Origin of the sequence: Pseudomonas sp. PGPPP4, assembly GCF_002256045.1 — a bacterium.
GTDB classification, from domain to species: Bacteria; Pseudomonadota; Gammaproteobacteria; order Pseudomonadales; family Pseudomonadaceae; genus Chryseomonas; species Chryseomonas oryzihabitans.
This window is the reverse complement of record NZ_NKID01000007.1, coordinates 132,494-150,893: the sequence shown is the minus strand read 5'-3', so window position 1 is coordinate 150,893 and position 18,400 is coordinate 132,494. Positions and strand designations below refer to the sequence as shown.

The 18,400-nt window shown below is 66.9% G+C and carries 16 protein-coding genes; 14 read left to right on the top strand and 2 right to left on the bottom strand.

Annotated features, from left to right (window positions below):
- The first annotated feature begins 74 nt into the window (after positions 1 to 74).
- The 8 genes from CFE50_RS14350 (at position 75) to CFE50_RS14315 (ending at position 8,612) form a co-directional block, all read left to right on the top strand.
- A complete protein-coding gene (locus CFE50_RS14350; RefSeq protein WP_007160958.1) occupies positions 75 to 488 on the top strand; it encodes an acyl-CoA thioesterase in 414 nt (137 codons plus the stop codon).
- Positions 485 to 1,375, top strand: a complete 891-nt coding sequence (xerD, locus tag CFE50_RS14345; protein ID WP_007160959.1) for a site-specific tyrosine recombinase XerD — start codon at positions 485 to 487, stop codon at positions 1,373 to 1,375. The genes CFE50_RS14350 and xerD overlap by 4 nt, the downstream gene beginning before the upstream one ends.
- A 63-nt stretch (positions 1,376 to 1,438) precedes the next feature.
- Entirely contained in the window at positions 1,439 to 2,164 is a 726-nt protein-coding gene (locus CFE50_RS14340; protein WP_007160960.1) for a thioredoxin fold domain-containing protein, read from the top strand.
- A 63-nt stretch (positions 2,165 to 2,227) separates the two neighbouring features.
- Positions 2,228 to 3,532 (top strand): homoserine dehydrogenase, encoded by a 1,305-nt coding sequence (locus tag CFE50_RS14335; protein WP_007160961.1) that lies wholly within the window; start codon positions 2,228 to 2,230, stop codon positions 3,530 to 3,532.
- Between the two features lie 46 nt (positions 3,533 to 3,578).
- Positions 3,579 to 4,988 carry a threonine synthase gene (gene thrC / locus CFE50_RS14330; protein ID WP_286734502.1) on the top strand — a complete coding sequence of 470 codons (1,410 nt, stop codon included), beginning with the start codon at positions 3,579 to 3,581 and terminating at the stop codon, positions 4,986 to 4,988.
- Positions 4,989 to 5,179: 191 nt separating this feature from the next.
- Positions 5,180 to 5,719, top strand: a complete 540-nt coding sequence (locus CFE50_RS14325; RefSeq protein ID WP_007160963.1) for a YaeQ family protein — start codon at positions 5,180 to 5,182, stop codon at positions 5,717 to 5,719.
- The gene (gene recJ / locus CFE50_RS14320; RefSeq protein WP_042137138.1) at positions 5,719 to 7,440 is read left to right on the top strand and encodes a single-stranded-DNA-specific exonuclease RecJ; all 1,722 of its coding nucleotides are present in this window, start codon (positions 5,719 to 5,721) and stop codon (positions 7,438 to 7,440) included. The genes CFE50_RS14325 and recJ overlap by 1 nt, the downstream gene beginning before the upstream one ends.
- Before the next feature lie 68 nt (positions 7,441 to 7,508).
- A complete protein-coding gene (locus CFE50_RS14315; RefSeq protein ID WP_286734497.1) occupies positions 7,509 to 8,612 on the top strand; it encodes an NADH:flavin oxidoreductase/NADH oxidase in 1,104 nt (367 codons plus the stop codon).
- Positions 8,613 to 8,649: 37 nt separating this feature from the next.
- Here CFE50_RS14315 and CFE50_RS14310 read toward each other — a convergent pair whose 3' ends face one another.
- Positions 8,650 to 9,120 (bottom strand): nuclear transport factor 2 family protein, encoded by a 471-nt coding sequence (locus CFE50_RS14310; protein ID WP_286734495.1) that lies wholly within the window; start codon positions 9,118 to 9,120, stop codon positions 8,650 to 8,652.
- Positions 9,121 to 9,312: 192 nt separating this feature from the next.
- Here CFE50_RS14310 and CFE50_RS14305 point away from each other — a divergent pair, with 192 nt between their 5' ends.
- Positions 9,313 to 10,008 (top strand): tellurite resistance TerB family protein, encoded by a 696-nt coding sequence (locus CFE50_RS14305; protein ID WP_286734493.1) that lies wholly within the window; start codon positions 9,313 to 9,315, stop codon positions 10,006 to 10,008.
- A gap of 3 nt (positions 10,009 to 10,011) precedes the next feature.
- On the opposite strand, the gene CFE50_RS14300 is transcribed toward CFE50_RS14305, so the two are convergent.
- Entirely contained in the window at positions 10,012 to 10,914 is a 903-nt protein-coding gene (locus CFE50_RS14300; RefSeq protein WP_077171599.1) for a LysR family transcriptional regulator, read from the bottom strand.
- A gap of 147 nt (positions 10,915 to 11,061) precedes the next feature.
- Here CFE50_RS14300 and CFE50_RS14295 point away from each other — a divergent pair, with 147 nt between their 5' ends.
- The 5 genes from CFE50_RS14295 (at position 11,062) to CFE50_RS14275 (ending at position 18,389) form a co-directional block, all read left to right on the top strand.
- Entirely contained in the window at positions 11,062 to 12,735 is a 1,674-nt protein-coding gene (locus CFE50_RS14295) for a GMC family oxidoreductase (RefSeq protein WP_286734488.1), read from the top strand.
- 108 nt (positions 12,736 to 12,843) lie between these two features.
- Positions 12,844 to 14,466 (top strand): MFS transporter, encoded by a 1,623-nt coding sequence (locus CFE50_RS14290; protein WP_007160970.1) that lies wholly within the window; start codon positions 12,844 to 12,846, stop codon positions 14,464 to 14,466.
- Between the two features lie 100 nt (positions 14,467 to 14,566).
- Positions 14,567 to 15,662, top strand: a protein-coding gene (gene prfB, locus CFE50_RS14285; RefSeq protein ID WP_100168977.1) for a peptide chain release factor 2 whose coding sequence is annotated in 2 segments (ribosomal slippage) — positions 14,567 to 14,638 and positions 14,640 to 15,662 — 1,095 coding nt in all. Because the reading frame shifts where the segments join, the coding sequence is not laid out codon by codon here.
- Between the two features lie 100 nt (positions 15,663 to 15,762).
- A complete protein-coding gene (gene lysS, locus CFE50_RS14280; RefSeq protein WP_108582484.1) occupies positions 15,763 to 17,265 on the top strand; it encodes a lysine--tRNA ligase in 1,503 nt (500 codons plus the stop codon).
- 116 nt (positions 17,266 to 17,381) lie between these two features.
- Complete coding sequence (locus CFE50_RS14275) at positions 17,382 to 18,389, top strand: transporter (RefSeq protein ID WP_144957051.1); 1,008 nt, start codon at positions 17,382 to 17,384, stop codon at positions 18,387 to 18,389.
- Positions 18,390 to 18,400 lie beyond the last annotated feature (11 nt).

Here is an 18,400-nt window from a genome sequence, read left to right as displayed (position 1 = left end):
TTCCGGGCCGGCTTCAACGACGTTTGGCCGACGCGCAGCAGATTTTGAGTAGGTTCTGAGGTTCGAGGTAAGACATGACGACCCGCGAAGCGGAAATCCAGCGGCGCACCGCGCTGTCGGAAACCCGGGTGGCCAAGGCGGTCTTCCCGCCCACCACCAATCATCACGACACCCTGTTCGGCGGCACCGCCCTGGCCTGGATGGACGAGGTGTCCTTCATCACCGCGACGCGCTTCTGTCGCAAGCCGCTGGTCACGGTCTCCACCGACCGCATCGATTTCAACCATCCCATTCCCGCGGGCTCCATCGTCGAGCTGATCGGCCGGGTGGTGAAGGTGGGCAACACCAGCATCAAGGTGCAGGTGGAGGTCTTCGTCGAAGGCATGCTGGCGGAAGGCCGCGAGCGCGCTATCAATGGCGCCTTCAGCTTTGTCGCCGTCGATGACGAGGGCAAGCCGACGCCGGTGCTGCCCGGATTCGCCGCGTGAACGCCGAGCGGCTGATCGAGGAATTCCTCGACGCCCTGTGGTTGGAGAAGGGGCTGTCGCCCCATACCCGCAGCGCCTACCGCACCGACCTGTTGGCCTTCGCTCGGTGGCTGGAGGGCAGGGGCCTGACCCTGGAGTCCGTCGGCCGCGACGCGGTGCTCGATCACCTCGGCTGGCGCCTGAGCGAGGGTTACCAGGCGCGCTCCACGGCGCGTTTCCTTTCCGGGCTGCGCAGCTTCTACAAGTACGCGGTGCGCGAGGGGCGGCTGGCCGAGGACCCGACGCTGCTGGTGAGCATGCCGCAGCTGGGTGCGCCGCTGCCCAAGAGCCTGTCCGAGGCGGATGTGGAAGCCCTGTTGGCTGCGCCGGATACCGAGGACACCCTGGGCCTGCGCGATCGCACCATGCTCGAGGTGCTCTATGCCACCGGCCTGCGGGTGACCGAGCTGATCAGCCTGACCCTGGACGAGATCAATCTGCGCGAGGGTTCGCTGCGGGTCTTCGGCAAGGGCAGCAAGGAGCGGCTGATCCCCCTGGGCGAAGAGGCCATCGCCTGGCTGGAAAGCTATCTGAAGACCGCGCGTCCATTGCTGCTGGGCGGCCAGCCCGGCGACATCCTCTTTCCCAGCCAGCGCGGCACGCCCATGACTCGGCAGACCTTCTGGCACCGCATCAAGCTGCATGCCCAGGTGGCCGGCATCCGCACCTCGCTGTCGCCGCATACCCTGAGGCACGCCTTCGCCACCCATCTGCTCAATCACGGCGCGGACCTGCGCACGGTGCAGATGCTGCTCGGCCATACCAGCCTGTCCACCACCCAGATCTACACCCACGTCGCCCGCGTGCGGCTGCAGCAACTGCACGCCCAGCACCATCCGCGGGGGTAGGGCGGGACCGCCGTAGCCGGCAGGTCTGTGGTAGGCTTGCCGGCGTCTCAACAGGAGTCAAACATGCGTATTTCCCAACTGTTGCTCGCCGCTTGCCTGGGGCTCGGCGTGCAACTGGCTCAGGCCGAACCTGAGCAGGCCATTCGCCAGAGCCTGACCGCGCTGCAACCCAATCTCGCCATCGAGTCCATCGCCAAGAGTCCGCTGGAGGGCCTCTACCAGGTCCAGCTCAAGGGCGGTCGCGTGCTCTATGCCAGCGGCGATGGCCAGTTCGTCATGCAGGGCTATCTGTATCAGGTCAAGGACGGCAAGGCCTCCAACCTGACCGAGAAGGCCGAGAACGTCGCGGTGGCGCGGCAGATCAATGGCCTCGATCGCAACCAGATGATCGTCTATCCCGCCCAGGGCGAGACCAAGGCGCATATCACCGTCTTCACTGACACCACCTGCCCCTATTGCCAGAAGCTGCACGCCGAGGTGCCCGAGCTGAACAAACGCGGCATCGAGGTGCGCTACCTGGCCTTCCCGCGCCAGGGCATGGGCTCGCCGGGCTCCAAGCAACTGGAGGCGGTGTGGTGCGCCAAGGACAAGCCGGCGGCGCTGAACCAGATGTTCACCGGTCGTGAGGTCAAGTCCGAGAGCTGCCAGAATCCGGTCGCCCAGCAATTCGCGCTGGGGCAGAACATGGGTATCCAGGGCACGCCGGCGATCATTCTCGCCGATGGCCAGATGATCCCGGGCTACCAGCCGGCCGATCAGCTGGCGGAAGCGGCAATCGGCGCCCGCTAGGCGCCTCAATCAGAGTTATGAACGGGGCCGCGGAGCGGTCCCACACGACATGGGGATAAGGGTGTGAAGCCGGTCAAAGTAGGCATCTGTGGTCTGGGTACCGTGGGCAGCGGGACCTTCAACGTACTCAAGCGCAACGCCGAGGAAATCGCCCGGCGCGCCGGTCGGGGTATCGAGGTGGCGCAGATCGCCCAGCGCCGGCCCAATCCCCAATGCGACACTGGTAGCACGCCGATCACCGCCGAGGTCCTGGCGGTGGCCGACAATCCCGAGATCGACGTGGTGGTGGAGCTGATCGGTGGCTACACCCTGGCTCGCGAACTGGTGCTGCGCGCCATCGCCAACGGCAAGCACGTGGTCACTGCCAACAAGGCGCTGATCGCCGTGCACGGCAACGAGATCTTCGCCAAGGCGCGCGAGCAGGGCGTGATCGTCGCCTTCGAGGCCTCGGTGGCCGGCGGCATCCCGGTGATCAAGGCGCTGCGCGAAGGCCTGGCCGCCAACCGCATCAACTGGGTGGCCGGCATCATCAATGGCACCGGCAACTTCATCCTCTCCGAGATGCGCGAGAAGGGTCGCACCTTTCCCGATGTCCTGGCCGAAGCCCAGGCGCTGGGCTATGCCGAGGCCGATCCGACCTTTGACGTGGAAGGCATCGATGCCGCCCACAAGCTGACCATCCTGGCCTCCATCGCCTTCGGCATTCCGCTGCAATTCGACAAGGCCTACACCGAGGGCATCACCCGCCTGACCACTGCCGACGTCGGCTACGCCGAGGCACTGGGCTATCGCATCAAGCACCTGGGCGTGGCGCGCAGCACCGACCAGGGCATCGAGTTGCGGGTGCACCCGACGCTGATCCCGGCCGATCGCCTGATCGCCAACGTCAACGGCGTAATGAACGCGGTGATGGTCAATGGCGACGCCGTCGGCTCGACGCTGTTCTATGGCGCCGGTGCCGGTCAGGAGCCGACCGCCTCGGCGGTGGTGGCCGACCTGGTGGACGTGGTGCGCGCCATGACCTCGGATCCGGAGAATCGCGTGCCGCACCTGGCCTTCCAGCCCGATGCGCTGTCCGACCATCCGGTGCTGTCGATCGAGGCCTGCGAGAGCGCCTACTATCTGCGCATCCAGGCCAAGGATCACCCGGGCGTGCTGGCCCAGGTGGCGAGCATCCTTTCGGCGCGCGGCATCAACATCGAGTCCATCATGCAGAAGGAAGCCGAGGAACATGACGGCCTGGTGCCCATGATCCTGCTGACCCATCGCGTGACCGAGCGCCACATGGTCGAGGCCATCACCGCGCTGGAAGCCCTGGACGATGTCGTCGGCGATGTCGTCCGCATCCGCGTCGAGCACCTGAACTGAGCAGCCTGGCGGCGCCCGGCGCCGCCGTCTTTCCCGAGGTCGAGTCATGCGTTACATCAGTACCCGCGGCCAGGCGCCCGCGCTGAATTTCGAAGAAGTGCTGCTGGCGGGTCTCGCCAGCGATGGCGGTCTCTATGTGCCGGAGAACCTGCCGCGCTTTTCCCTGGAGGAGATCGCCTCCTGGGCCGGTCTGCCCTATCACGAGCTGGCCTTCCGGGTGATGAAGCCCTTCGTCGCCGGCTCCATCGCCGATGCCGAATTCAAGGCCATCCTGGAAGAGACCTACGCCGGTTTCGCCCATAGCTCGATCGCGCCGCTGCGCCAGCTGGACGCCAACGAGTGGGTACTGGAGCTGTTCCACGGCCCGACCCTGGCCTTCAAGGACTTCGCCCTGCAACTCCTGGGACGGCTGCTTGACCATGTACTGGCCAAGCGCGGCGAGCGCGTGGTGATCATGGGCGCCACCTCCGGCGACACCGGCTCGGCGGCCATCGAAGGCTGCAAGCGTTGCGAGAACGTGGACATCTTCATCCTCCATCCGCACCAGCGGGTGTCGGAAGTGCAGCGCCGGCAGATGACCACGCTGCTGGGCGACAACATCCACAACATCGCCATCGAAGGCAACTTCGACGATTGCCAGGAGATGGTCAAGGCCAGCTTCGCCGACCAGGGTTTCCTCAAGGGCACCCCGCTGGTGGCGGTCAACTCGATCAACTGGGCGCGGATCATGGCCCAGATCGTCTACTACTTCCATGCGGCCCTGCAGCTGGGCGCCCCGGCGCGCTCCATCGCCTTCTCGGTGCCCACCGGCAACTTCGGCGACATCTTCGCCGGTTACCTGGCGCGCAACATGGGTCTGCCGGTGAGCCAGCTGGTGGTGGCCACCAACCGCAACGACATCCTGCACCGCTTCATGTCCGGCAACCGCTACGACAAGCAGCAGCTGGAAGCCACGCTGTCGCCGTCCATGGACATCATGGTCTCGTCCAACTTCGAGCGCCTGCTGTTCGACCTGCACGGTCGCGACGGCCTGGCCCTGGCCGAGCTGATGGCGAATTTCCGCAGCAGCGGCACCCTGACGGTGGCCGACGATCGCTGGACCGAAGCGCGCAAGCTGTTCGATTCCCTCGCCGTGAGCGATGAAGAGACCTGCGCCACCATCGCCGAGATGTATGCCGCCACCGGCGAGGTGCTGGATCCGCACACCGCCATCGGCGTCCGCGCCGCTCGCGAATGCCGACGCAGCCTGGCCACGCCCATGGTGGTGCTGGGCACCGCCCACCCGGTCAAATTCCCCGAGGCGGTGGAAAAGGCCGGCATCGGCGCGACCCTCAGCCTGCCGACCCACCTGGCCGACCTGCTGCAGCGGGAAGAGCGCTGCACCGTGCTGCCCAACGACCTCGCCGCCGTCCAGGCCTTCGTCAGCCGCCACGGCAAGCGTGGTCAGCCGCTGTAGATTTTTAGCCCTTTAGATCGCGGTTATCGCGGCCATGGGCCGCTCCTACGGGAAGTCTGAGCACCTGTAGGAGCGGCCCATGGCCGCGATACATCCTACCTCCGCTCCACCGATCCCCTGACGCTCCTCTGATCCCGAGCCTCCTGCCTTTTCCGGTACAATGCCCGGCTTTCCCTGCCGGTGACCCGCCCATGGCTCTGCAAGCCACGCCCTACAAAGTCGAACTCAACCTCACCGACCTGGATCGCGGGGTCTACGAAAATCTGCGCCTGACCGTGGCGCGGCATCCCTCCGAGACCGAGGAGCGCATGGCGGTGCGGTTGCTGGCCTATGTGCTCTGGTACAACGAGCAGCTGGCCTTCGGGCGCGGCCTGTCCGACGTCGACGAGCCGGCGCTGTGGGAAAAGAGCCTGGACGGTCGGGTGCTGCACTGGATCGAAGTCGGCCAGCCCGATGCCGAGCGCCTGACCTGGTGCAGCCGCCGCACCGAACGCACCAGCCTGCTGGCCTATGGCAACCTGCGCGTCTGGCAGACCAAGGTGGTGGACGCGGTCAGGACGCTGAAGAATCTGCACATCGCCGCAGTGCCCGCCGAGCCCCTGGCCGAGCTGGCCCGCGACCTGCCGCGCAGCATTTCCTGGCAGGTGATGATCAGCGAAGGCACCCTGTTCGTCACCGACGACCGCGGTCAGCACGAATTGCAGCTGGAATGGCTGCTGGGCGAACGTTGATGCGCCTGGAGCCCCGTCCGCTGCCGGCGGTGTTGCCCGATCTGGGCGATCTACCGCCGCTGCTTACCCGGCTCTATGCCGCGCGCGGCGTGACCTTGCCGGAAGAACTCGACAAGGGGCTGGCGCGGCTGGTGCCCTATCACCAGCTCAAGGGCATCGAGGCGGCGGTGGAGCTGCTGGCACGTGCCCTGGAAGAGCGCCGGCGCATCCTCATCGTCGGCGACTTCGATGCCGATGGCGCCACCGCCAGTGCCGTGGGCGTGCTGGCCCTGCGTCGCCTGGGCGCGGCCTGGGTCGACTACCTGGTGCCCAATCGCTTCGAATACGGCTACGGCCTGACACCCGAGATCGTTGCCGTGGCCCTGCAGCGCGAACCCGAGGTGCTGCTCACCGTCGACAACGGCATCTCCAGCCTGGACGGCGTGGCCGCAGCCAAGGCCGCCGGGCTGCAGGTGGTCATCACCGACCATCACTTGCCGGGCGCCGAATTGCCCGCCGCCGATGCCATCGTCAATCCCAACCAGCCGGCCTGCGCCTTTCCCAGCAAGTGCATCGCCGGGGTCGGGGTGATCTTCTATGTGATGCTGGCCCTGCGCAGTCGCCTGCGCGAGAACGGCTGGTTCGCGCGCCAGGGCCTGGCTGAGCCCAATCTGGCCGAGTTGCTGGATCTGGTCGCCCTCGGCAGCGTCGCCGACGTGGTGCCGCTGGATGCCAACAACCGCATCCTGGTGCACCAGGGGCTGATGCGGATCCGCGCCGGCCGCGCGCGGCCGGGACTCAAGGCGCTGCTGGAAGTGGCCGGGCGCCAGCCGGGCAAGGTGGCCTCCAGCGACCTCGGTTTCATCCTCGGCCCGCGGCTCAATGCCGCCGGTCGGCTGGACGACATGTCCATCGGCATCGAGTTGCTGCTCTGCGAAGACCCGCAGCTGGCGCAGGAATACGCCCAGCAGCTGGACGACTTCAACAAGGATCGCAAGAGCATCGAGCAGGGCATGCAGCGCGAGGCGCTCAAGCAGCTCAAGGAGTTGCCGGAAGACAATCTGCCCTTCGGTCTCTGCCTGTTCGATCCGGAGTGGCACCAGGGCGTGATCGGCATCCTGGCCTCGCGGCTCAAGGAAAAGTATCACCGCCCGGCGCTGGCCTTCGCCGACGACGGCAGTGGCAACGGCATGCTCAAGGGCTCGGCGCGCTCGGTCCCCGGGCTGCACATCCGCGATGCCCTGGACGCCGTGGCGACCCGTCATCCGGGACTGATCACCAAGTTCGGCGGTCACGCCATGGCCGCCGGCCTCAGCCTGCCCCAGGCGCACTACGAGACCTTTGCCGCGGCCTTCGACGCCGAAGTACGCCGCCATCTGCAGGCCGACGACCTCAGCGGGCGCCTGCAGACCGATGGCTGCCTCGCTCCCACCGAATTCCAGCTCGGCCTGGCCCAGGCCCTGCGTCAGGCCGGTCCCTGGGGCCAGCAGTTCCCAGAGCCGCTGTTCCACGGCACCTTCGAGATCCTTTCCCAGCGCCTGCTCAAGGAGCGGCATCTCAAGCTGACCCTGCGCAGCGAGCAGGGCGGACCGGAGCTGGACGGCATCGCCTTCAACATCGATCGCGACACCTGGCCCGATCCCAACATCCGCTGGGCCGAACTGGCCTATCGGCTGGACGTGAACGAATTCCGCGGCAACGAGAGCGTGCAGTTGCTGGTGGTGCACCTGGCACCTCGTTAGTCGGAATAGCGACCTATTCTGTTCGGGAACACTCCAATGCAGTGAATCCCGACTAGACGAGGTCCGCCATGAGTCTCCTGTTCCAGCCCCTGACCCTGCGTCAGCTGACCCTGCCCAATCGCGTGGTGGTCTCCCCGATGTGCCAGTACTCCAGCGAAGACGGCTTCGCCAATGACTGGCATCTGGTCCACCTGGGCAGTCGCGCCACCGGTGGCGCCGGCCTGGTGATCTTCGAGGCCACCGCGGTCACCCCCGACGGGCGCATCACACCCCAGGACCTGGGGTTGTGGAAGGACGAGCAGATCGAGCCCCTGCGGCGCATCACCCAGTTCATCGAGGGGCAGGGCAGTGTCGCCGGTATCCAGCTGGCCCACGCCGGGCGCAAGGCCAGCACCTGGCAACCCTGGCTCGGCAAGCACGGCAGCGTGCCCATCGCCGAAGGCGGCTGGGTGCCGGTGGCGCCCTCGGCCATCGCCTTCGATCCCCAGCACACCCGGCCCACGGCGGTGGATCGCGACGACATCGCCAGCATTCGCCGGGCCTTCGTGGACACTGCCGAACGCGCCCTGGCGGTCGGCTTCAAGGTAGCCGAGATCCATGCCGCCCACGGCTATCTGCTGCACCAGTTCCTCTCGCCGCTTTCCAACCGCCGCGAAGACGACTACGGCGGCAATTTCGAGAATCGCATCCGCCTGCTGCTGGAGGTGACCGCCGACGTGCGCGCGGTCTGGCCGGAGGAGTTGCCGCTGTTCGTGCGGGTCTCGGCCACCGACTGGGTGGAAGACGGCTGGGACGTCGACGAGACGGTGGAACTGGCGCGCCGGCTCAAGACCCTGGGCGTCGACCTGATCGATGTCTCTTCCGGCGGCACCGCGGCTCAGGCCGACATTCCCACCGGCCCCGGCTACCAGACCCAGTTCGCCGAGCGGGTGCGCAAGGAAGCCGGGATTCCCAGTGGCGCGGTTGGCATGATCACCGATGCGGCCCAGGCCGAGCACGTGCTGCGCACCGGTCAGGCCGATCTGGTGCTGCTGGCCCGTGAGCTGCTGCGCGATCCCTATTGGCCGCTGAATGCCGCCGAAGCCTTGCGCGAGAAGGTCTCCTGGCCGCCGCAGTATGTCCGCGCCGCGCACCGGGATACGCCGCTGCGCAAGCCGTTCGGGGTGGAATAGGGGAGCAACGGAGCCATCCGCCCGGATGGCTCCCGGGTCAGGGCTTGACCGGTCGCAGCATCGCCTCCAAGGCGTCGCTGTCGTAGTAGTCGCCCAGGTACCAGATGCGACCGTCGCGGATCTTCATAATGCTGGCGCCGCGAATCTTCACCGGCTGCTTGCCGGTGGCGGTGGTGCGGTTGCCAGTCAATTCCCATTCGAAGGCGATGCTGCGCGGGCCGATGACCGGTTTGTGCACCATCTTCACCTGCAGATCCGGTACCGCCTTGAGGGTGACCTTGACGATCCTGTCGCGGGCCTGGGTGCGGCTGGTCTCGGTGGTGGCGGCGCCACTGTCGAAGTACTGCACCTTGGGATCGAGCAGGGCGCTGGCGGCCTCGGCGTCGTGATCGTTCCAGGCATCGAGATAGCGATTGGCGATGAGGCGGGCATCCTCGGCGGCAGCCTGGACCTGGCCGGCGGTAAGGGCGAGCGAAAGCGCGAACAGCACAGCCAGACGCGAGCGCATGGGGTGTCTCCGGCAACTGCAGGGGGGAAGGCGCAAGAGTAGCGCCGTGGGTGGCCTGCGGTCAGCAATATTTTGTAGCGGCTGGCCGCTGGCGCCGGGGGTCCCGGCAACATCTGGTAAGCAGGTGCCGGGAGCCGGACGGTGCGGACGGCGGTCCCAAGAAGCTGAATCCCGACTCTGTGGAGGTCATCCATGAACACCCGCGGTTTGCTCGATCAATTGCTCAAGGCGAGCCAGCAGGCCCTGGCCAAGAAGACCGGCCACGCGGCCCCACGACCCGGTACCCCGTCTTCCGGCAAGGATCCCCTCGGCGGTCTGCTCTCCGGACTGGGCAACAGCGGCCTGGCCGCCGGTGCCCTGACCGCCCTGCTGGGCAGCAAGCGCGGGCGTGCCATGGGGGGCAAGGCGGTCGGCTATGGCGGCTTGGCGGCGCTCGGCATGGTGGCCTACAAGGCCTATCAGTCCTGGCAGGCCAATCAGGCCCAGGGCGCGGCGGCCGCCGAGCCCCGCACCGTGGATCGGGTACCGGAGCACGAAGCCGAGGCCCACGGCCGGGCGGTGCTGATCGCCCTGATCGCGGCGGCCAAGGCCGATGGCCATGTCGATGACCAGGAACGCCAGGCCATCGAAGCCGAGATGGCCAAGCTGGACAACGATCCCGAACTGCGCAGCTGGCTGCAGCGCGAACTGGAACAGCCGCTCGACCCGGCCAAGGTCGCCGCCGCGGCGGAAACCCCCGAAATGGCGGCCGAGATGTACCTGGCCAGCCTGATGCTGATCGACGATCAGCAATACATGGAAAAGGCCTATCTGGACGAGCTGGCGCGCCAGTTGCGCCTGGAGCCCGGCCTGCGCGCCGAACTGGAGCGCGAGGCCGCGGCGGTCTGACGGCTAGGCGAGGGCACGTTCCTCGCCCAGCAGGACGCTCCGCTCCGCTGCGCAGAGGTGCAGCAGGAAATCCCAGACCACGCGCAGGCGCGCGGAGCGGTGCAGCTCGCGGTGGGTGGAGATCCAGTACTCCCGGGTAAAGGAGCGCTCCGGGAGCACGCCTTCCAGGGGCGTGCCTTGACCCACCAGGTAGCAGGGCAACACCGCGATGCCGATGCCGGCACAGGCGGCTTCGCGCTGGGCGATGACGCTGGTGCTGCGAAAGACGATGCGCGGCTCGGGGCAGAGTCCCTGGATGAATTGCAGTTCGCGGGTGTACAGCAGGTCGTCGACGTAGCCGATGAAGGTCTGCTCGCCGAGGTCGGCTTCGGCCCCCAGGGGCGGCGCCCGATCCAGGTAGGCGCGACTGGCGTAGAACCTCAGGCGATAGGGCGTCAGCCGCCGGCCGATCAGGCCTTCGGCGGTGGGCCTTTCCAGGGTGATGGCGATGTCCGCCTCGCGGTTGGTGACGCTGACGAAGCGCGGCACCGAGACCAGTTCCACTTCCAGCCCCGCATAGTCGCGCAGCAGCGCTCCCAGGCGCTGGGCGAGAAAGCCGGTGCCCAGGCCTTCGGTCACCCCGACCCGCACCTGGCCCAGCGGATTGAGTCTCTGGGTCACTGCCTCCTGGGCCAGCAACGCGGCTTCTTCCATTGCCTGGGCGTGCGCCAGCAGGGCCTGACCAGCCGGGGTGAGTTGATAACCGCTGGCCTGTTGCACCAGTAGCTGGCTGCCCAGGGCGCGCTCCAGGGCCTCCAGGTGGCGGGCGACGGTGGCATGACTGACGCCCAGGCTACGGGCGGCGGTCAGCAGGCGGCCATGGCGCTGGATCTCCAGAAAAACCCGCAGATCGTTCCAGTCGAACATCCCGTCTCCCTCGTCTAGGTCTGTCTGCGCGGTCGCTTGCGGGGCGCTGTTCAGAAATGCACAGCCGGTGCCCGTTTTCTGCGACTGTTGTTCGCGGATGACGACACTAGGATAGGGACCACAACAACAAAAAAGCGAGGGAACGTCATGCCCGGTCCTGCTGCGGAATATGACTTCATCATCGTCGGCGCCGGTCCGGCCGGCTGCCTGCTGGCCAATCGACTGTCCGCCGATCCGGCCCATCGCGTGCTGCTGCTGGAAGCCGGCGGGCGCGACAACCATCCCTGGATCCACATCCCCGTAGGCTATCTGTTCTGCATCGGCAATCCGCGCACCGACTGGTGCTTCAAGACCGAGGTGGAAGCGGGCCTGGGGGGCCGCGCGCTCAATTATCCACGCGGGCGGGTGCTGGGTGGCTGCTCGTCCATCAATGGCATGATCTACATGCGTGGCCAGGCCCGCGACTACGACGGCTGGGCCGCCGCCGGCAATCCCGGCTGGGGCTGGCAGGACGTGCTGCCGCTGTTCAAGCGCATGGAGGATCACTGCGACGGCAATTCAGAGTTTCATGGCGCCGGGGGCGAATGGCGGGTCGAGCGGCAGCGCCTGCACTGGACGCTGCTCGACGCCTTTCGCGCGGCCGCCGGCGAAACCGGCATCGCGCCGGTGGAGGACTTCAACACCGGTGACAACGAAGGCTGCGGCTACTTCCAGGTCAATCAGCGCAATGGCGTGCGCTGGAATGCCGCCAAGGCCTTTCTCAAGCCCATCCGCCAGCGCGCCAATCTCGAGGTGCTGACCGGCGTCCAGGTCGAGCGGGTGCTGCTGGAGGAGGGCAGGGCACGGGCGGTGCTGGCGCGCCTGCCGGGCCAGGCCGAGCCCCAGCGCCTGGTGGCACGGCGGGAGATCGTGCTCTGCGCCGGCGCCATCGGCTCGCCGACCCTGTTGCAGCGCTCCGGCATAGGGCCGCGCGGTCTGCTCGAAGGCCTGGGCATCGGCGTCCGGCACCGCCTGGAAGGGGTGGGCGGCAATCTGCAGGATCACCTGCAACTGCGGCTGATCTACCGGGTGCACGGCGTGCCGACCCTCAACGCCCTGGCCGGCAGTCTCTGGGGCAAGCTGGGCATGGGCCTGGAATACCTCTGGAAACGCAGTGGCCCCCTGGCCATGGCGCCGAGTCAGCTGGGCGCCTTCGCCCGCTCCGATCCCGGGCAGCGCTCGGCCAATCTGCAGTATCACGTGCAGCCGCTGTCGCTGGAGCGCTTCGGCGAGCCGCTGCACGGCTTTCCCGCCTTTACTGCCTCGGTGTGCAACCTGCGTCCGGCCAGTCGCGGCCAGGTGGCCATCCGCAGCGCCGACCCGCTGGCCGCGCCGCTGATCCAGCCGCGCTACCTCAGCGCGCCGGAGGATCTCAAGGTGGCCGCCGACGCCATCCGCCTGACCCGGCGCATCGTCGCCGCTCCGGCCCTGGCCGCCTATCGACCCGAGGAATACCTGCCGGGCCCGGCCTACCAGAATGAGGAGGAATTGCAGCAGGCGGCCGGCGCCATAGGCACCACCATCTTCCATCCATCCGGCACCTGCCGCATGGGTCAGGACGCCGACGCCGTGGTCGATGCGCGCCTGCGGGTGCATGGCATTCCCGGGCTGCGGGTGGCCGACGCCTCCATCATGCCGACCCTGGTCTCGGGCAACAGCTGCTCGCCAACGCTGATGATCGCCGAGCAGGCGGCCAGCTTCATGCTGGCCGAGGCGCGCGAGCAGGGCAGTCACGAGCTGCCCGCCGTGGTGGCCCGGGCCAGCGCGGTCTCGGCGGCCTAGCGGCGTCCCTCCGCTTTCACCGACGGCGGGCCTCCCGCCGTTTCCACCGTAGTAGCTGTCGCCCATAACAACAATCAGCCCGGCGATCCCGGGTCAGGAGAACGTGCGATGTCCGACTATGCCCAACCCCGGGTCCAACCCAGCGCGGCCAGCAGTCGCCGCGAAGAACGCAAGGTGATCTTCGCCTCGTCCCTGGGAACCGTCTTCGAGTGGTACGACTTCTTTCTCTATGGCGCCCTGGCGGCGGTGATCAGCAAGCAGTTCTTCGCCGGCGTCAACGACACCACCGCCTTCATCTTCGCCCTGCTGGCCTTTGCCGCCGGCTTCGTGGTGCGGCCCTTCGGCGCCCTGGTGTTCGGCCGCCTGGGCGACATGGTCGGCCGCAAGTACACCTTTCTCGCCACCATCATCCTCATGGGCATCGCCACCTTCGGCGTCGGCCTGCTGCCCACCTACGCCAGCATCGGCGTGGCCGCACCCATCATCCTGGTGGTGCTGCGCCTGCTGCAGGGCCTGGCCCTGGGCGGCGAATACGGCGGCGCCGCCACCTACATCGCCGAGCACGCGCCGCCCGGCAAGCGCGGCGCCCATACCAGCTGGCTGCAATCCACCGCGACCCTGGGGCTGTTGCTGTCGCTGGTGGTGATCCTGGTCTGCCGGTACCTGACCGGCGACCAGTTCGAGGTCTGGGGCTGGCGCCTGCCGTTCCTGCTGTCGATCTTCCTGCTGGCCATCTCCACCTGGATCCGCATGTCGATGCACGAATCGCCCGCCTTCGTGCGCATGAAGGCCGAAGGCAAGCAGAGCAAGGCGCCGATCCGCGATTCCTTCACCAACTGGAGCAATCTCAAGGTGGTGCTGATCGCGCTGTTCAGCATCAACGGCGGCCAGGCAGTGACCTTCTACCTGTCGCAGTTCTATGTGATGTTCTTTCTCACCCAGACCCTCAAGCTGGATCCGGTGCTGGCCAACAACCTGCTGATCATCAGCGTCATCCTCGGGGCCCCCTTCTTCGTCATCGCCGGCTGGCTGTCGGACAAGGTCGGGCGCAAGCCGATCCTGATGCTCGGCCTGCTGCTGGCCACGGTGCTCTACTTCCCGCTGTTCAAGGCCCTGACCCACTACGCCAATCCGCAGATCTACCAGGCCAGCCAGCAGGCTCCCATCGTGGTGACCGCCGACCCGGCCACCTGCACCTTCCAGTTCGATCCGGTGGGCAAGGCGCGTTTCGACAGTCCCTGCGACCGGGTCAAGACACTGCTGGCCAAGAGCGGTCTGCCCTACCGCAGCGTGGCCGCGGCGCCCGGCGATGCGGTGCAGGTCAGCGTCGGCGACAAGCTCATCGTCGGCTTCGACGAACCGGCCCTGCGCGCCGCGGTGCAGGCCGCCGGCTATCCGGCCAAGGCCGACTCGGCCCAGGTCAACAAGCCGATGGTGGTGGCGGTGATCTTCGCCCTGATCCTGATCGCCACCCTCTGCTACGGACCACTGGCGGCGCTGATGGTGGAGCTGTTCCCCACGCGCATCCGCTACACCTCCATGTCGCTGCCGTACCACATCGGCAACGGCTGGTTCGGCGGCTTCCTGCCCACGGTGTCCTTTGCCCTGGTGGTCTATACCGGCGACATCTTCTACGGCCTCTGGTACCCGGTGCTGATCACCGGCGTCAGCCTGGTGGTGGGGCTGCTGTGCCTGCCGGAAACCCGCCATCGCGATCTCGACGCCGATTGAGGCGCGTGCGGGCGGCGCTGCCCGCCGCCCGCTGAGTTTCGCCGCCGATTGGGTTATACTCGCGAGCTTTTCCACAGCTTTTCTCGCGAGTGTTTCCCCCATGGAAATCAACCCGATCGTCACCAGCATCAAGGACCTCACCAGCCGTACCCAGACCATTCGGGGGTATCTTTGACTACGATCTGAAAAAGGATCGTCTGGTCGAAGTCGAGCGCGAGCTCGAGGATCCCGCTGTCTGGAACAAGCCCGAATACGCCCAGAATCTCGGTCGCGAGCGCGCCCAGCTGGCCCAGGTGGTCGGGACCCTGGACGAGCTGACCGGTGGCCTGGCCGATGCCAGCGACCTGCTGGAGATGGCCGCCGAAGAGGAAGACCAGGGCGCGGTCGATGACGTGGCGACCGAGGTGGAGCGCCTGCGCGGCATCCTCGAGAAGCTGGAATTCCGCCGCATGTTCAGCGGCGAGATGGACCCCAACAACTGCTACCTGGACATCCAGGCCGGCTCCGGCGGCACCGAGGCCCAGGACTGGGCCAACATGCTGCTGCGCATGTACCTGCGCTGGGCCGACCAGCACGGTTTCAGCGCCGAGATCGTCGAGTTGTCGGAAGGCGAGGTCGCCGGCATCAAGGGCGCCACGGTGCACATCAAGGGCGAATACGCCTTCGGCTGGCTGCGCACCGAGATCGGCGTGCACCGCCTGGTGCGCAAGAGTCCCTTCGACTCGGGCAACCGTCGCCACACCTCCTTCACCGCGGTGTTCGTCTCGCCCGAGATCGACGACAACATCGACATCGAGATCAACCCGTCCGATCTGCGCATCGACACCTACCGCTCCTCGGGTGCGGGTGGTCAGCACGTGAACACCACCGACTCCGCGGTGCGGATCACCCACGTGCCCACCAACACCGTGGTGGCCTGCCAGAACGAGCGTTCCCAGCACGCCAACAAGGACACCGCCATGAAGATGCTGCGGGCCAAGTTGTACGAGCTGGAGATGCAGAAGCGCACCGCCGCCTCCCAGGCGCTGGAGGACTCCAAGTCCGATATCGGCTGGGGCCACCAGATCCGCTCCTACGTCCTCGACGCCTCGCGGATCAAGGATCTGCGCACCGGTGTGGAACGCAGCGACTGCGACAAGGTGCTCGACGGCGATCTGGACGAATACCTTGAAGCCAGCCTCAAGCAGGGCATCTAACCAACCTATCTCTGTAGGAGCGGCCCATGGCCGCGATACTGCTAGTTATCGCGGCCATGGGCCGCTCCTACGACAAGCACTCCCCAGGTAAACAGCAGACATGAGCGAACAACCCCTAGACCCCCAAGCCCAGGAACAGGAAGACAACAAGCTGATCGCCCAGCGCAAGGAAAAGCTCTCCGCGCTGCGTGCCCAGCAGGCCATTCCCTTCCCCAACGACTTCCGCCGCGACAGCCTGGCCGGTGATCTGCAGCAGCAGTACGCCGACAAGACCAAGGAAGAGCTGGAAGCCGCGGGCATCAAGGTCAAGGTGGCCGGCCGCATCATGCTCAACCGCGGCGCCTTCATGGTGCTGCAGGACACCAGCGGGCGCATCCAGGTCTACGTCGACCGCAAGACCCTGCCGGCCGAGACCCTGGAAGCGGTCAAGACCTGGGACCTGGGCGACATCATCGCCACCGAAGGCACCCTGGCCCGCTCCGGCAAGGGCGATCTCTACGTCAACATGAGCGACGTGCGACTGCTGACCAAGTCGCTGCGACCGCTGCCCGACAAGCACCACGGCCTGACCGACACCGAGCTGCGCTATCGCCAGCGCTATGTCGACCTGATCGTCAACGAAGAGGTGCGCCAGACCTTCCGCGTACGCTCCCAGGTCATCGCCCACATCCGCCGCTTCCTCATGGAGCGGGGCTTCCTCGAAGTGGAAACCCCCATGCTGCAGACCATTCCCGGCGGTGCGGCGGCCAAGCCCTTCGAGACCCACCACAACGCCCTGGACATGGCCATGTTCCTGCGCATCGCGCCGGAGCTGTACCTCAAGCGCCTGGTGGTCGGTGGCTTCGAGAAGGTCTTCGAGATCAACCGCAACTTCCGTAACGAAGGCGTCTCGACCCGGCACAATCCCGAGTTCACCATGCTCGAGTTCTACCAGGCCTACGCCGACTACCGCGACAACATGGACCTCACCGAGGAACTGTTCCGCGAACTGGCCATGGCCGTACTCGGCACCACCGATGTGCCCTATGGCGACAAGGTCTTCCACTTCGGCGAGCCCTTTGTGCGCCTGTCGGTGTACGACTCCATCCTCAAGTACAACCCGGACATCACCGCGGAAGACCTGCAGGACGTCGAGAAGGCCCGCGCCATCGCCAAGAAGGCTGGCGCCAAGGTGCTCGGCCACGAAGGCCTGGGCAAGCTGCAGGTGATGATTTTCGAGGAGCTGGTGGAGAGCAAGCTGGAGCAGCCGCACTTCATCACCGAGTACCCCTTCGAGGTCTCGCCACTGGCGCGCCGCAACGACGACAATCCCAGCGTCACCGACCGCTTCGAGCTGTTCATCGGCGGCCGCGAGATCGCCAACGCCTACTCCGAGCTCAATGACGCCGAAGATCAGGCCGAGCGCTTCATGCTGCAGGTCCAGGAAAAGGACGCCGGTGACGACGAGGCCATGCACTACGACGCCGACTTCATCAACGCCTTGGAATACGGCATGCCGCCCACCGCCGGTGAAGGCATCGGCATCGACCGCCTGGTGATGCTGCTGACCAACTCGCCGTCGATCCGCGACGTCATCCTCTTCCCGCACATGCGTCCGCAATAAGAGCGGTGCCCCGTCCGGGGCGTCGCTCCGGCGCCTGCCGACCGGGGCTCTGTCATCAAAGGTTCATTCGGACCTGCTAACAGAGCCCTGATGTCGCGTTCCCTCCGCAGGTAGCCATGACCAATACGCTGATCCCCCTGCATCCGGCCGCCGAACGGCTGGGGCTGCTATACGCCTATCATTTCACCTCCGGCCAGCCGGGCCGGGCCCTGACGATGGCGCCGGAAGATCCCTGGGAGGCGGAAGAGGGCGGATTTCGCTGGCTGCACTTCAACCTGGCCCACGCCGCCGCCGAACGCTGGATGCGCGAGCACCTGGAGCTGCCCGAGGAATTCTTCGAATCCTTGCATGCCGGTTCCCACTCGACCCGCCTGGAACCGGCCGACGACACCCTGCTCGGGGTGGTGAACGACGTGACCCTCGCCTACGGCCAGGTCTCGGTGGACGTCGCCACCCTCTGGGCCTGCGCCCGCCCGGGGCTGCTGGTGACCGCCCGGGCCCAGCCACTGCGTTCGGTGGATCGCCTGCGCCACGCGGTACGCCGCGGCGAGGGCTTCGGCTCGACCCTGGAGCTGCTGGTGCACCTCCTGCGCGACCAGGCCGATGTGCTGACCGGCATCATCCGCGACACCACGGTCAAGGTGGATGCCATCGAGGATCGCCTGCTGTCCCAGCGGCTGTCCGCCAGTCGCGCCGAACTGGGCAGCCTGAGACGCGCCCTGGTCCGGCTGCAACGGCTGCTGGCCCTGGAGCCGGGTTCCCTGCTGCGGCTGCTCAACCGGCCGCCGGCCTGGCTGCGCCGCGACGACATCCAGACCCTGCGCGAGGCCACCGAGGAATTCGACCGGGTGCTGGACGACCTCGCCGCCCTGGTGGAGCGGCTCAAGCTGTTGCAGGAGGAGATCGCCGCCGCCTCCGCCGAGCAGACCAACCGCACCCTGTTCACCCTGACCCTGGTCACGGTGCTGGCCCTGCCGATCAACATCATCGCCGGCTTCTTCGGCATGAACGTCGGCGGTATCCCGCTGGCCGATTCGCCCCATGGTTTCTGGATCCTGGTGGCGCTGGTGGCGACCTTCACGGTGCTGGCCGGCACCCTGGCCTTTCGCAAGCGAGGCGACTGACCGGCTGCGTG